This window comes from Streptomyces sp. YIM S03343, assembly GCF_054729195.1.
The window spans coordinates 3,091,684-3,106,380 of the sequence record NZ_JBPUKX010000001.1 but is presented as its reverse complement, the minus strand read 5'-3'; the positions used below and the strand labels follow the sequence as shown (position 1 = coordinate 3,106,380).

General features: G+C 72.4%; 8 protein-coding genes. 4 read left to right on the top strand and 4 right to left on the bottom strand.

From position 1 onward, the window contains the following. The first annotated feature begins 693 nt into the window (after nt 1–693). The 3 genes from ACSYGN_RS13065 to cobT all read left to right on the top strand — a co-directional run bounded on the left by ACSYGN_RS13065 (nt 694) and on the right by cobT (nt 3,961). A complete protein-coding gene (locus tag ACSYGN_RS13065; RefSeq protein ID WP_460395106.1) occupies nt 694–1,590 on the top strand; it encodes a DUF2249 domain-containing protein in 897 nt (298 codons plus the stop codon). A gap of 59 nt (nt 1,591–1,649) precedes the next feature. After that, nucleotides 1,650–2,144: a hypothetical protein gene (locus tag ACSYGN_RS13060; protein WP_460395104.1), complete on the top strand. Its 495-nt coding sequence runs from the start codon at nt 1,650–1,652 to the stop codon at nt 2,142–2,144. Between the two features lie 680 nt (nt 2,145–2,824). Beyond that, nucleotides 2,825–3,961: a nicotinate-nucleotide--dimethylbenzimidazole phosphoribosyltransferase gene (gene cobT / locus ACSYGN_RS13055; protein WP_460395102.1), complete on the top strand. Its 1,137-nt coding sequence runs from the start codon at nt 2,825–2,827 to the stop codon at nt 3,959–3,961. A gap of 198 nt (nt 3,962–4,159) precedes the next feature. On the opposite strand, the gene ACSYGN_RS13050 is transcribed toward cobT, so the two are convergent. From ACSYGN_RS13050 to ACSYGN_RS13035, 4 genes are all read right to left on the bottom strand, one after another. After that, complete coding sequence (locus ACSYGN_RS13050) at nt 4,160–5,734, bottom strand: hypothetical protein (RefSeq protein WP_460395100.1); 1,575 nt, start codon at nt 5,732–5,734, stop codon at nt 4,160–4,162. Further along, nucleotides 5,731–11,673, bottom strand: coding sequence for a hypothetical protein (locus ACSYGN_RS13045; protein ID WP_460395098.1), 5,943 nt, complete (start codon nt 11,671–11,673; stop codon nt 5,731–5,733). Before ACSYGN_RS13045 ends, ACSYGN_RS13050 begins: the two co-directional genes overlap by 4 nt. Nucleotides 11,674–11,843: 170 nt before the next feature. Continuing rightward, complete coding sequence (locus ACSYGN_RS13040) at nt 11,844–12,581, bottom strand: polysaccharide deacetylase family protein (RefSeq protein WP_460395096.1); 738 nt, start codon at nt 12,579–12,581, stop codon at nt 11,844–11,846. Next, nucleotides 12,578–14,053, bottom strand: coding sequence for an MGDG synthase family glycosyltransferase (locus tag ACSYGN_RS13035; RefSeq protein WP_460395094.1), 1,476 nt, complete (start codon nt 14,051–14,053; stop codon nt 12,578–12,580). Before ACSYGN_RS13035 ends, ACSYGN_RS13040 begins: the two co-directional genes overlap by 4 nt. A 209-nt stretch (nt 14,054–14,262) precedes the next feature. Here ACSYGN_RS13035 and ACSYGN_RS13030 point away from each other — a divergent pair, with 209 nt between their 5' ends. After that, the gene (locus ACSYGN_RS13030) at nt 14,263–14,682 is read left to right on the top strand and encodes a BlaI/MecI/CopY family transcriptional regulator (RefSeq protein ID WP_460395092.1); all 420 of its coding nucleotides are present in this window, start codon (nt 14,263–14,265) and stop codon (nt 14,680–14,682) included. Nucleotides 14,683–14,697 lie beyond the last annotated feature (15 nt).

Genomic DNA, 14,697 nt, shown 5'->3' with positions numbered 1-14,697 from the left:
CGGTGGATCGAGCGGGGGATTGATGCGGTGGAGGGGTCGGGTCGTTTCTCTGCGAGGTACTAACGATCAACAGAGTAAAAACAAGTTAGCATCGTATAAAAGCGCCGTGAGGAGCGGGAGGGCGCATGAACGCGATCACCGTGCCGGTGTGTCCCGATTCCTCCCCGTCCGCGAACGGCCCGGGCCCAAAGCCCCCATTCCGGGGTCCTGCATCAGGGCCGGTCGGCCCACTTGATCCGGGACCGCCGGTCGCTGTACCCGGGACCTCGCGGCCCACGCAGCCGCCAGAACGGCGGGTGATGCTGGCGGGTGACCGGTGCGGAGGCGCCGAGAACCACTGGTTCGTCTGCCCGACCAGTACGTCCCCGAGAGACGCGGCGGATCGCCGTGCCCGCACCCACCCGTCCGGTCACATCGAGGCTGCCGCCCGCTGCACGTCGCCAGCGGTCGGGCGGCGGCCCGAGAAACGTCCGGCGCCGCATGCGGGGCCGGACGGTGCGGCGCGGCACGGGGCCGCCCGACGACATGACGGGAACCGGGACATGGCGGGATCCGGGACATGACCGAAGCGCCCGCCGCAGCCCGCACCGCAGACCCGCCGTACGTCCCGCACACCGTGAAGGATTCGCTCCGCCTGCCCCTTCTGCCGTCCCCGCCGTGCCTGCTCTGCCTGCCTGCTCGACCATTGGAGACATGACCGCCATGAGCGATCTCACGCTTTCCGCGAGTCCCGCGGACGCGACGGCGCTCGCCGCCGCGGAGGAGCACCACTCGCATCTGGCCGGGGAGTTGTCCGGCCGGGTGGCGACGCTGCTGGCGGCCGCCGACCGGGACGCCGCCGCGGCCGACCGCATCCGTCATGGCCTGGTCTCCTTCTGCGACACCCAACTGCTCCCGCACACCGCCGCCGAAGAGGCCACGCTCTACGCCACCGCCCGCCGCACCACCGACGGACGGCTGCTGATCGAGAGCCTGATGGGCGAGCACGGCCGGATCGCCGCCCTCGTCGACGCGCTGCGCGAGGCCGGGGCCCCGCTGACCGCCGCGTCCGACGCCCGCGCGCTCCAGGTGCTCGTCGAGGAGCACGTGGCCAAGGAGAACGGCCTGGTCCTGCCGCTGCTCGCGGTGATGCCGGGTGTCGACCTGGCGGCGCTGCTGACCGACATGCACCGCGCCTTCGAGAAGGAGGCGGGTGCCGCGGAGGCGGCGGCGGCCGAGGCCGCGATGGCACGGGCCGCCGTGCCCGGGTGGACGGAGCCGGTGCAGGTCGCGCCCGGGTCGGTAGCGCTGGAGTCGGTGGTGCCCGCGCCGAGGCCGGCCGGTGGCGGCTGCGGCGGAGGCTGCACCTGCGGCGAGGCGGAGGTCGACATCCCCGAACTGGACGTCCGCGCGATCCCCCACACCCTGCGCCACGGCACCGTCTTCGGCGCCTTGGACGCCGTACCGGTGGGACGTTCCCTGGTCCTCGTCGCCTCGCACGACCCGCTGCGCCTGCTCGCGCAGATCGAGGACCGCAGCCGCGGCCACTTCACGGCGCAGTACCTCCAGCGCGGTCCGTCGGCCTGGCGGATCCTGCTCAGCCACCGCTGACGCGCCGCCCCTGATCTTTCTTCCCCACCCTCACCCACCCGAGCCGAGAAAGGCATCTCATGGACCGAACGCACCGGCGGATAGCGGCCCTGACCGGTTTGGCGGGGACCGCCCTGCTGGCCGCGGGCCCCGTCATGCTGCTGCGCGGCGGTATGGGCCGTAAGCAGATCCGTACCGAACTGGCCGCCCAGAAGATCACGTTTCCCGAGCACGGACTGCCGCCGCAGCTCGCCTCGTACGCCGGCCGCACGGTGGAGACCGGCCAGACGGCGTACGCCTACTCGGAGCTGATCAAGGACCACCTGAACCACGCCACCGGCGGCCGCACCTACTCCGAGATCAGCAACGAGCTGATGGCCGGAGGCGGCGGCGAGGACGAGGAGAAGCTCACCGAACTGCGCCAGACCGCGTTCATGGGCGAGACCCTGCGCGGCTCGCTGATGTCGGCGTACCAGGCATGGCACCTCACCACCCTGGTCATGGGCCTGGGCGGCATCCTGACCGGCCTCGGCACGGCCCTGGTGGGCACGGCGCGGGCACTGACGAAGGAGTAGCGCCGCCGGCTCCGCCGAAGTGCCGCGATGGGGCCGTCGATCGGCTGCGGGCCCGTCGTGGCTGGTCGCTCCCCCAAGCTCTCAACTTCGTTCGAGCAGGGAGGTACCCCCGTCGCGGCGGAGCCGCATGTCGGCACAGCCCCGCGCCCCTTGGGGGCGCTGCCGAACCGTACGCGACTTCACCGGGGGCACTTACCTGCCCGAGAGGCGGCCGTCCGTGGGCCGCTCGCCCGGCCGCCGCCCGCAGCCTCGCTGATGCTGATCATGCGGGGCGCGCGGGCCATGCGAGCCGAGCGGGCCGTACACGCTCTGCACGCCCTGCAGTCCGAGCGCGCCGTATGGCAGGATGCCGGTGACGGACGCGGAGGAACTCCGGTGCGGGCCACAGGGCCCCATTCCGGGGCGGGCCCGCCACTGTGACCGGGGAGCCGCCTCCCCTCGATGGCCACTGGCGGCCGGTGAGAGCCGGCTGCTGGGAAGGCCGGGAGGCAGGCGCCGCCGTCCGGGCCGTACCGGCCGCGCGAGCGGCACGGGGCGGGCCGGACGCCGAGATCCGGGAGCCAGGATATTCCGCCCGTCCCGCGACCAGGCGGCTGTTGCGACACGGCTGTTGCGAACACTGGCTGGCGCGGCCCGTCACGGCGGCGTGGAGACCCGTCGAACCCGGAAGGACTCCCTTCGTGACGCCGTCGCCCGGCTCCGGTCCCGTACGTTCCCACGCCCCCGCAGACGCTCCTGCGACCCCCGGTGACCTGCTGGAACGCACCCTGGCCGCCATCACCCCCGCCGACCCGGAGGCGTACGCCGCCGCCGAGGACCGCCAGGGTCACCTCACCAAGCCCCCGGGCTCGCTCGGCCTGCTGGAGCAGGTGTCGATCCGCCTGGCGGCGCTCTCCGGCTACTGCCCGCCCCCGATGCCCGAACCCGCGGCGGTGGCCGTCTTCGCCGCCGACCACGGTGTGTACGCCCAGGGCGTCACCGTCTGGCCGCAGGAGGTGACGACGCAGATGGTCGCCAACTTCCTCGCCTCGGGAGCGGCGGTGAACACCCTGGCCGCGCAGAACGGCGCCAAGGTGGTCGTGGTCGACGTGGGCGTGGCAACTCCGGCCCCCGACTGGCCGGTTGCCGCCCCGGACGCCCTGCTGCAACGCCGGGTGCGCAACGGCACGGCGGACTTCACCGAGGCCCCCGCCATGACGCGGGAGGAGGCCGTCCAGGCGCTGGAGGTCGGCATCGAGGTGGCGGAGCGCCTGATTGCCGACGGTAACCGCTGCCTCCTCACCGGCGACATGGGCATAGGCAACACCACCCCCTCCTCGGCCCTGATAGCGACCTTCACCGGCGCGGACGTTGCCGCCGTCACCGGCCACGGCGCGGGAATCGACGACGAGACGCAGCGCCACAAGGTGGACGTGATCCGCAAGGCCCTGGCCCTGCACACCCCCGACCCGAAGGACCCGGTGGGCGTCCTGTCGGCGGTGGGCGGCCTGGAACACGCGGCGCTGGCGGGCTTCGTCCTCGGCGCGGCCGCACACCGGATCCCGGTGATCCTGGACGGCGTGATCGCCACCTCGGCCGCCCTGGTGGCAACGGCCCTCGCCCCGGCGGCAGTCGACGCCTGCGTGGCCGGACACCGCTCGGTGGAACCGGGCCACACCGTCGCCCTGCGCCATCTCGGCCTCGACCCCCTGGTCGACCTGGGCCTGCGCCTCGGCGAGGGCACGGGCGCGGTCCTGGCCCTGCCGCTGGTGCAGTCGGCCGTACGCGCCCTGCGGGACATGGCGACGTTCGAGTCGACGGGCGTGGCCGGAGGCTGACCTCGCAGAGGAACCCCCGGGCCGCTGATCCGCCCGGGGGCTCCGCGGCAGTAGCCGCCGTCCAATTCCTGCACGGCCTCGGCACGGTGGCCACCGAAGCCCCCTCCCGGAAGTTATGCAAGCACCCTCCCGGACGTCACGCGCGGCCGGCAGGCAGATGCGACGCCCGAACCGGCCGCTCACCGCGCCCGCGGCGCCTCAGCGGCACAGTTCCTTGATCAGGCGGTGCAGATGGTCGCCGTCGAGGGGTTTGCGGTGGGCGAGGAGGTTGCGGGTGTCGCGGAGGGTGCGGAGGTGGTGGCGTTCGGCGGGGGTGAGGGTGATGGCTCCGTCGCAGTGGGCGGCCCACATGGCGCCCAGTTCCAGGGTGTCGATGACTTTGGCGGGCGGCAGCGGCTCGGACGTCGTGTCCGGCGGGCCGTACTCCTCCGCCAGACGGGGGAGCGGGATACGGGTCCGGCGCCGCATCGTGGCGGCGAAGCGTTCGCGGGCGTCGTCCAGCAGCGGGAGCAGGACGTGGTTCTGGGCCAGCCAGACCCGCGCCGCCACCACATGCTCGTGGCCGAGATCCTGGTGCGGATGGATGCGGAGCCTGCCGTCCCAGCTCTCCACGGCACCCGTGTTCCAGGCGGCCAGCAGGCTCTCCTCAGGGCGTCGGCCCGGGTTCCTGGTCGCCTCGGGCCGGTGCGCGGGTACCGCCGTGTCTGCCGCGTCCGGAGCCGGGAGTACGGCCAGTACGTCACGGAGCGCGTCCGGCAGCGTCTCCAGACGGCCGTCCTTCCAGTGCGCGGCCAGCGCCGCCGCCGCGTCGAGGAACGGGCCGCAGATCTCGGTGATCGTGGCCTGGGTGACCGCTTCGTGGAGGTGGTGGCGGTCCGCCGTGGAGTGCAGCGGCGGGCGGGACAGGGCCACCACCGTGGCCGTGTCCAGGCGGCCGATCACGCCCCACCACCAGTGGACCGCGATGTCCTCGCGCGCCAACTGCTCGGGCAGGCCAGGCGGTACGTCCTCGGTGGACGCCACGACCAGGGCGCGGGGACCCCGTTTGGGCGGCAGCCCGGCTTCCTTGCCGGTGGCGACAAGACGGCGCAGCAGATCCGCGGCGGCCGACGGCACCGGTTCGCGCCAGGCCCGTACGATCACCGGTCTGGTCTCTGCCCGGTAGCCGCTCGGGTGGCCACCCTGGTGGTCGCTACGGCTGCCGGTGAGGCGGGTGAGGACGTCTCCGGCCGTGTCGTCGTCACCGGTCGTCCCGGTCGTCCTTGCCGCCGGCATCCGGTCGTGGAAGGCCGACTCCAGCTCCTTCGACAGCCGTTCCAGTAACCCGGCCAGTGCCTCGGCCGGGGTGGGAAGGGCTGTGGCCGAGGGGGCGGCCGTCTCCACCGGCGGTGGGACGGCCATGGAGGCGAAGTCCGGCAGGCCGTCGTCGTAATCGAGGACCGGTGCCAGACCCGACCACCTCTCCGGGGGCGGGAGTTGGGCTATTGCCTGGGAACGGACAGGCTGCGGTGCCGTCGGGTCGTCCGGTGGCAGGAGGATGAAGTCGGGCAGCTCGTGCAGCAGTTCGTCGAGCAGGTGCCCGGCGGGGCTGTTCGGGCCCTCCAGCAGCGTGCGCGGCAGCAGCCACAGGCAGCTACGGCCGCCGTTCAGGTCGGTCAGCAGGCGGCTCAGCCAGATCCTGACCCCGGGCAGGGCGGTCACGTCGGTGGCGGTGCCCGTGCCGATGCCGGTGGTGGTGCCAGTGGAAGTGCCGACGAAAGCGGTGGTGATCAAGAGCCCTGCCCCACCGCGTTCAGCGCCCGGAAGGTGACCGGATCGAGCGCGTACCCCTCCTCGCTGTCGTCCAGCACGCCATGGTCGGCGAGCCGGTCGGTGAACCGGCGGACCTCGTCCAGGCCGAGATCGGTGACGGCCGCGATGTCGGCGCCGTTGCACCGCTCGCCCGGCTCCAGGTACTGCACCCAGGCGGTCAGCGAGACCCGCATGTTCTCGTCGAGTTCGACCCGGTCGAGATGGTCGCGGGCGACGCTCTCCTGGGAGTGCTGGGCCCGGGTCGCCTCCAGCGCCGCCTCCAGGGTGGCACCGCCCCGGGTGGCGAGGTCGACGGTGCGTTCGACCAGGCTGGGCCAGCCGCCGGTGGCCTCCATCAGCCGCCGCCGCTTGTCCGGGGTGTCGAACGGGCACTCCGGCCAGGCCCGCAGACTGTCGGTGTTCCACCGCTCCGGCCGCAGCACCCGGGCGGCGCGCTCGTCCCCGAGGACGCCCTGGGCCCTCGGGTCGACCAGGGCGATCGCTGCGCGCTGCGGCGTCCCCTTGGCGCCGACGGTGTGCTGATGCAGCCGCTCCAGGGCCTGCCCGAGCGTGTCGAGGCCGCAGTAGCGCAGGTCGGCGACGACCACGCCGGGGCCCTTGTCGCGGGTGGCGCGGGTGAGCAGGTCGACGAGGGTGTCCGGCGCGGTGGTGTGCACGGTCAGGCCGCGTGCGTCGGCGTAGGTCCGGACGGCGGGTACCACCAGCTCCGGCCCGTGTGCCTTGGTGAGGCAGACCAGGGTCAGTCCGGGGCTCGTCGCCTCGTACAACTGCTGCTCGGTGAGCGGGCTGTAGCGGCTGACGCCCGAGGAGCGGTCGGTGCCGAGCAGCCGCCGCGAGAAGCGCGGGTTGTAGTCGTAGGGGAGGCTGAACTCGGTCTGCCGCAGCTCCAGTTCGAGGTCCTCCCGGGTGCCCAGCATATGCACCACATTGGGGCTGCGCACCGCGTAGTGACGCCGGTCGGCCTGCTGGATCAGCAGCCCGAGGCCCACCATCTCCTCCAGGTAGATCTTCACGTCGCTGGCGGTCAGCCGACGGAACCCGTCCGGCCAGTTCCGCTTGGCCTCGCTGAGCAACTCGTCGGCGTCGTACCCGAGATGGAAGCCGTCGGCCTGGCTGCGCAGCGCGATGAGCAGCGCGAGCACCCGGTAGCGGTCCTCCAGGTTGATGGTCAGCCGCAGCCGCTCGGCGATGTGCCGGTGCACGTCGGCCGAGCCCGTCACCCCGCGGATGTCCTCCTCCGTGACGGTGATCGGCCACTGCGCCGAACCCAGCGGTTTCTCGCGCAGCGCGGTGACCAGCCGCTCGCAGAAGATCTGCACCAGGCACGCCTGGTAGTTGGTCGCTGCCAGCACCCGCCACACCAGCTCCGGACGCTCGAAGCGGTACCCGAACGCCGCCATCGGCTCCACCACCAGCCGCTGGGCCTCGGCCGGCTTGAGCGGACCGATCAGCTCCTCACCGCCGTGCGCCAGCGGCACATTGGACAGACGGCTGAACCGCTGCACCTGGTGCAGCCCGGCGAACACCACCTTGAAACGACGGTCGGTGCTGTCCATCAGCCCCTTGAGCTGCGCCACATTGGCGAACGTGCCCTCCCCGCCGCTGCCGCGCACCGCCTTGGAGTCGGCGGTCAGGAAGGCGTCCGCCTCGTCGGCGAGCACCAGCACCCGCCGCTCACGGTTCTCCTCCAGCCAGCGCCGCACCTGCTCCAGCAGCACATCGGGCGACACCGTCGTGGACACCTTCGGCCCGACGACACCCACCCGCCGCAACTCGGCCGCCAGCACGGGCCAGATCCGCTCGGCGGGCTCGGCCTCGCCGACGCCGCGCGCCTTGAGATCCAGATACACGGCCTTGCGGTCGGGGGCGGAGGGGAAATCGGCCTCGACCTTGCGCAGCAGCGCCGACTTGCCCAACTGCCGTCCGCCGTAGAGGAACAGGGCACCGAGCGGGTCGGTGACGGCGGCCATCTCACGGGTACGGCCGTAGAACACCTCGGGCGGTACGAGCCCCGCCACAAACGGGGTGTACGGGTTGAAGCCGCTCCACGGCAGTGTCACCCGCTGCACGGCGCGGAACGACCGCGGCGAACGCGCCGCCACCCACCCGAACACGGCGGGGTCGACGACCAGGGCCTGCGGCACGGAGGTCCGCGCGTGCTGCGCCATGGCCCGCCGCCCCGTCAGTCCCAGCGGGTAGAGGTAGAGGATGAGGCACGCCCCGGTGTCCCCGCGGTCCAGCAACTCCAGCGGACTGCGCCCGCGTTGCTCGTCCGACACCACCAGCACGGTGTACGCCGTGGCGGCGGAGCCGAGTTCGGCGACGTAGCCCGGAACGCTCTCACCGGCCCGGACCTTCGCGCTCAGCCGGAAGATGCCCCGGACCTGACGACCGTCGTCCCGCGTCGGCGGACGTCCGCCCTCCAGTCCCAGCAGCCGCAGCACCGCGGGCACATGCTTCTGCCACTCCGCACCCCGCGTGGACGGCTTGCTCAGCGCGTCCCACGACTCCAGACCCGCCAAGGCGCCCTCGGTGAGCGGCTGCCCGTCCGCGTAGTGCTCGGCCCACGGCAGCGCCGAGTACCCCTGCTGCCCCGCCTTGACGGGCGAGACGGCACCCAGCCCCGCGACGAACCGGTCCAGTTCCCCGCCCAGGTCCGCGCCGCTCCAGTCCGGCAGGGCGTCGCCCTTGCGCAGCAGCGCCAGGCACTCCTCGGCGGTGACGGTGTCGCCCGCCTCCAGCAGGCTGGTGATCCGCTTGTGGTCCTTCTCGGAGAGCGTGAGCCTCTCCAACTGGTCGCGCAGCCGCCGTACATACGTGTCGACGAGCGCGCGCAGGTCGTCCTCCAGCCGTCGTATCTCCGCGACCGTGACCCGGAAGGCCCCGTCGGGCTCGGGCTGCTCCAACTGCTCAAGCCGCCCGACGAGTTCGCGTTCGGTCAGCTCGTCGAGGCTCTGCTGGGTGCGCAGTTCGGCGAGCAGCCCGGCGGCGATACGGTGTGTCTCCGACCGGATGTTCGACCAGCGCGCCCACTGGGCGTCCCGCAGCCCCCGCCACCCGGACGGCAGCCCCTCCGCACCCCCGGCGGCGGCCGGAACCAGTCCCAGTTCCAGGGCGTCGACCAGCGCGTCGGCCAGATGCAGATCACCACGCTCGGCGTAGGCGGTCACCACCGCGGGCGTGTCCACCGGCTCCAGCAGCGAGGCGACGGCCGCGGCGAAGCCAGGAGCGGTCGGGTCGGGCGTCCCGTCGGGGGTGCGGGGCAGCTCGGGGGCGGCGAGCAGTGCCTCGGGGCCGGGGGCGAACTCGTCGGTGGCGAGCGGGACTTCGGTCTCCGTGCGGCTGCTTGTGCCGGTGCCGGTGCCGGTGCCGGTGCCGGTGCCCGTGTCGGTGCCGGTGTGGGTGTCGGTGTCGTCGTCGGGGACGGCGGGACGTACGGAGAGGGGCGGCCGGGAGCCCGCCGAACGCAGCTCCCCCTCCAGCCAGCGCCGCAGACACAGCAGGGCGGCACCCTCCACCCCCGGCAGGGTGTCGAGCCCCTGCACCTGACCGAGGGCATGACTCAGCGCGGTCACGGTGTCGCTGCGCTCCTCCACCTCCGGCGCGGCCAGTGCACGCGCCCGGGACAGCAGAGTGGCCACCTGCTCGATCCGGTTGAGCAGCGCCCGCTTGGCCTTGGCCTCGATCGGCTCCTTGGCCTGCTTGGGCGTGCGGATGGCGGCGTCGGCCTCCTCGATGATCCGCTCGGACGAGTCCCGCTTGCGGAACACCTGCCAGACCTTGTCCAGCACCGAGGCGTCCGCCTTCCCGGAGGCCCAGTCGTGGACGGCCTCCAGGGCATGGCCGAGGGGCTGCTCGGGACGCATCAGCAGGTTCTGCACCTGGGTGGCGCGGGCGTAGCCGATCTTGCGCCGCGGAAGCTCGACCCGGAGCTGATCGGCCTCCTCGGCGACACCGGAGCGGGTGAGGACGGGATCGGTGTCACCGACGGGGTGCAACGTGCCCGGGTCCACTCGCTGGTAGCGCCGCAGCACCTCGATCACGGCTTCCAGCAGTTCCGCCCAGGGTCCGTCCAGCGCGGACGAAGGATCGGTCTGCAACAGCAGATCGTTCGGCCACCCGACGACCAGCCCGGCACGCGCGGAGGCGACAGCGGCCAGCACCAGCGCCGCCCGGTCGCCCTGCACCTTGTCGAGGTCGGGCGTGAACCGGGTCATCACCGGCGTGGCGTCCTCGGGGGTGACACAGGAGAACGCGGCATCGGCGAACGCCAGACACTCGGCTCGGTAGAGCGGCTCGGCGGACCCGAGGGTCATCCAGTAGGCCTCGGCGAAGCGGGCGGCGCGGACGAGTCGCTCTACGGGGGTGGGGGCTTGGGGGGTGGGGGAGTGCCAGGGGAGGTAGGTCTCGGTGGGGGGTTCGGGGGTGTTGGGGGGCTCGGGGGTTTGCGGGGGTTCCGGGGCTGCGGGGGGTTCGGGTGCCGGTGGGGCTTCGGGGGTTGGGGGAGTGTGGGGACCGTCGGGTTCTGCCACGGCTTCGGTGGCGTCGTCGTCTTCGGGCGCGCCGTTGTCGTCGGCCTCGGGGAGGGGGTCGGCCTCGGGCGCCGGCGGCTGAAGGTCATCGGGGCGTTCGTCGGTGCTGCTGGGTACGTCGAGGGGAGGACGAGGTGCAGGGATCAGTACGTCGACGGGAGCGCCGTCGGCAGCCAGATCAACGGGGGGAGCGGCGGCCTCGACCGGATCCACCGGATCCACCAGATCCACCGGGCTCTCCGCGCTCACCGGGCTCTCCGGGCTCTCCTCGACGGGAGCCGTGGCGGCACCGTCGCCAAGACCGGCGATCTCCTCATCAAGGGTCTGGAGAGTCACCCGAAGGGAGTCGAGATAGGGCCCACTCCCACCCTGCGCGGCGGCCCGCTCCACAAGCGGCAGCAGACCTTCCCGCTGCTCCAGAAGCATGGCGAGCCGACGACCGCGCTGAGCCTCCCGCTCCTCCTGGTCCCGTAACTCCTGGACGATCACTTGGAGTTCGCGGAACCCCTCCTCGACGCCCCACTCACGACCGGCCTCTCGAACGAGATCAGCCATGCCGACCCGGGCGACAGGCCAGGCGGCAGCCTGCTCCAGCAGTTGCTGAGGCAGATCGAGCCCATCGCCCACCCGCTCGGCGGCCAGCCCGAGAACATCGACGAGTTCGGAAGCACGCGAACGAAGAGCATGCAGCGCATCAGCAGGCCCGGTGCCGCCCATCCCGTCGGTCTCGGTCTCGGCCTCGGCGTCGTCGCGCATCACAGCATCCCCCAACTCGCCGATCGGCAGCCGCAGATGAACACCGGCACCGTCCTCAGTCTCCCCGCTGTCCGCGTCCGTGTCCGCATCGGCGTCCGAATCGGCATCGGTGACGTCGATATCGGTGACGTCCGCATCGGCGTGAACCCCGCCGCCCGGCCCGAACGAAAAGTCGTCCCCCGGACGATCGGCGGCTTCCATCAACTGCTCCCAGTGCTGCTCGACCAGGATCTGCCGGGGGTTGCCGTCCTCCATGACCATGGAGTGAAGGGTGAGCCGGGCCAGCACGGGCGGCAGCGAACCGATCACCGAATCAAGGGTGTCGAGATCGGGCTCGCGAAGAACCTCCGTCGGGTGATTCTGGGCATGCCCCACCAGAAGCCCGGCGAAAGCGGCCGCGGTGTCGGCGATCTGCTTGAGATCACGGATCTGGGCCCGCCTGAGCCAGGCACGCACAGAGCGAACCTCACGACGGCTGAACCGGAGACTGTCACGCCGCAGCGAGAGCCTGGCCCGGAAGACCAACGGCCCCGGGATCCGCAGCAGTTGATGAATCTGAGCATCGTCGAGCCCCGCCAGCCAGGCCTTGAGCTCACCACCCGCACGCGCCATGGCGAAATGCTGCCAGAGCGGGGCGCATTGCGCAGGTGGTTGGACAGCCGCCGTTGGTTTGGAATTGTTTGCCCGTTTGATGAACCCGAACCAATCAAACGGCCGTCCCGTTGGCGATCAAATGTACGGACGGGCAAGCCTCAGGCCTCTACAAGGCAGAGAGTCCTGCGTCAGGCCGCTCCCCGCCAACTGTGGTCCCTCAACCGGCCTACCTCGTAACCCCGTTGTTCGCACGTGTCGAGAATGCGAGGCAGCGCCCCGAGAGCTGAACGCCAAGCGCCCGGGGCGGAGGTGCAGTCGGAGTCGTGGAGCAGGATGGTGCCGCCGCCGTCCAGGTCGGCCGTGACCGTGCGATGGACGGACTCCGGTGTGGCACGGGCCGTCCAGTCCTCGCCCCAGCAGGTCCACAGCACCGGCGTGAGACCGAGGCGGTGGGCGGCCAGATGGGCCGAGGCCGACATCACGCCGTACGGGGGCCGGAAGAGCGTGGGCCGGCGGCCTGTGATGTCGGCGACCGTGTCGCGGGCGCGGGCGAAGTCGTCGTACGTGGCGCGCGGACCCCGTAGCAGCAACGGCCGGTGCTGCCAGCCGTGGACGCCGATCTCATGTCCGGCCGCGGCGATCTCACGGACAAGACCGGGAGAGCGGTGTGCCTCGCGCCCGAGCAGGAAGAACGTCGCGTGGACCTCGCGTTCGGCGAGCAGACGCAGGAACAGCGGGGTGGACAGCGGGTCGGGTCCGTCGTCGAAGGTGAGGGCGATGTGATCGGGGCGGCCCCGGCCCGAGAGACGGGGCATGCAGCGGTTGCGCAGCGGGCCGAAGGTGGAGACGACGGGTGCCGCGTGGGCGGCCAGGAGGACGGGCAACGCGGTGAGGGCGGCGGTGCGGGCCAGCCGGGCGGCGGTCATGAGTGGTGGCCTTCCGGGTGGGGCGCGTCGCCAGGGTGGGGGCCGTCGGGGTCGAGGTGGTGCCCGATGGCGTGGATCACGTCCGGGACCGGGCCGTCGTAGGCGGTGGCGATCCCCGTGCCGACGGCGCAGGCCCACACCCCGAAGGCCATGGCCATGGTGGCGACGAGCCGACGCGCCGCAGGTCGGCGCCGACGGCGCACGTCGTCCCGCGGTGGCTGCGAAGAAGGCGATGAAGGTGATGAAGGTGATGACGGTGATGGCGGTGATGACAGCCCCGCGCGGTGGACGCGGGCTATCTCGGCCGCAGGGCCGCCGCCTTCGCCGCCTTCGCCGCCTTCGTCGGCCTCGTCTGCGAACAGGGCGAGCCCGGCCGCGCGTTGGCGCAGTCCCAGTGGTCCGTCGAGCAGATCGCACAGCACACTCTTGAGCTGCCCCGGGTCGCGGATCCACGCTGCCGCACCGGCCGCGTCCAGCGCGGCGGCGTTGGTCAGTCCGTGGCCCGGTATGCACCGGTAGCTCGCGACGGGCACTCCGGCGGCGAACGCCTCCAGCGAGCTGAGCCCGCCCGCGTTCTGGACCAGGACGTCGACGGCGTGCATCAGGCCGGGCATGTCGTCGACCCAGCCGTAGGCATGCTCGATACCGTCCGCACGCAGCTTCGCGGCCAGGGCCTCGTTGCGGCCGCAGACGACGACGGGGACGGCGGCACCGCAGTCGCGCAGCTCCAGCGCGACCTGCCGGACCGGTCCGACACCCCAGGAACCGGCGACCAGCAGCGCGAGCGGGGCGTACTCCGGCAGGCCGAACCGGGACCGGGCAGCGGCGCGCTCCGCCGCCCCGCCGGGACGGAACCGCGGATCCACCACCGGACCGCACACCCGGACGTCCCGCGCCCCGGCGGCCCGCGCCTGCCCGGCGGGCACGGCGTGGGCGGCGAGGTGGACGTCGACTCCGTCGGCCACCCACAGCGGGTGCACGGAGAAGTCCGTGAGATACGTGAGGACGGGCACGGTCAGCCGCCCGTCCAGCCGGAGTCTGCCCAGGACCTGGCTGGCCCCTGGGTAGGTGGACACGACCGCACCGGTACCGGGAAGCAGCGCGTTCCGCATGCGTTCCTCGGCGGAGCGCAGCAGAGCCCCGGCCAACGGTCCGCCGCCCCCGGCGCGTTCGGTGCTGCCGTAGACCCGCTGGTAGGCCCAGGGGGCCCGGACCAGCATGCGGTGGTAACCGTCCCGTATGAGCCGTCCCGTGCGGGCGGGCAGCAGGTCCAGCAGGTCGAACCGGTCGACGACGATGCCGCGCGCCGTGAGACGGCGGGCCAGTTCGGCGGCGGCGCCGTCATGACCGGCGCCGATGCTCGCCGAGACGATGGCGATGCGCTCGGCCCGCGCCGAGGCGGGCGCCGGGTCGGGGCGCAGGTCGGCGGCCGTCAGAGCGCGCGTCCGCACCGGGCTTCCCAGGTAGGGCATGGGGGCTCGTTCCTCAGCGAAGGGAGGGGGCGGCCGAACTCTACAACATGTAGTAGGTAACCTCGTACAAGATGTAGTAGTTCCGTCGGCCCATCGGCGTCGACCACGCACAGCGCTTCTACAGGTCGTAGTAGCCCCCGGGTAGGCTGGGCCGCCGAAGGAAACAGGAAGCATCCAGCGGGAAACGGGAAGCAGGAAGGCGGTGACCGGTGCGCGACCGGAAGAGCGACGAAGACGGCGGCGCGGCGACCGGCAGAAGGGCGCGCGGGGAACTGGAGAGCGGTGTCCTGGCCGCCCTGTGGGCCGCCGACCGGCCGCTGACCGCACGGAAGGTCCAGGAACGGCTGCCCGGAGACCTCGCGTACACGACGGTGCTGACGATCCTGTCGCGCCTCTACGACAAGGGACGACTGGTACGCCACCCCGCGGGCCGCGGATACGCCTACGCGCCCGTCCGCGACGAGGCGTCCGAGACCGCCGTACGCATGCACAGCCTGCTGGAGGGCGGCCCGGACCGCGAGGCGGTACTCACCCGCTTCGTGAACGAACTGTCGCAGGACGACGAGCGGTTGCTGCACCGCCTGCTGGGCGATCAGGAGCCGGGGCCGGACACCGGGCCGCGACGGTGACGGGCAATGAGCCGG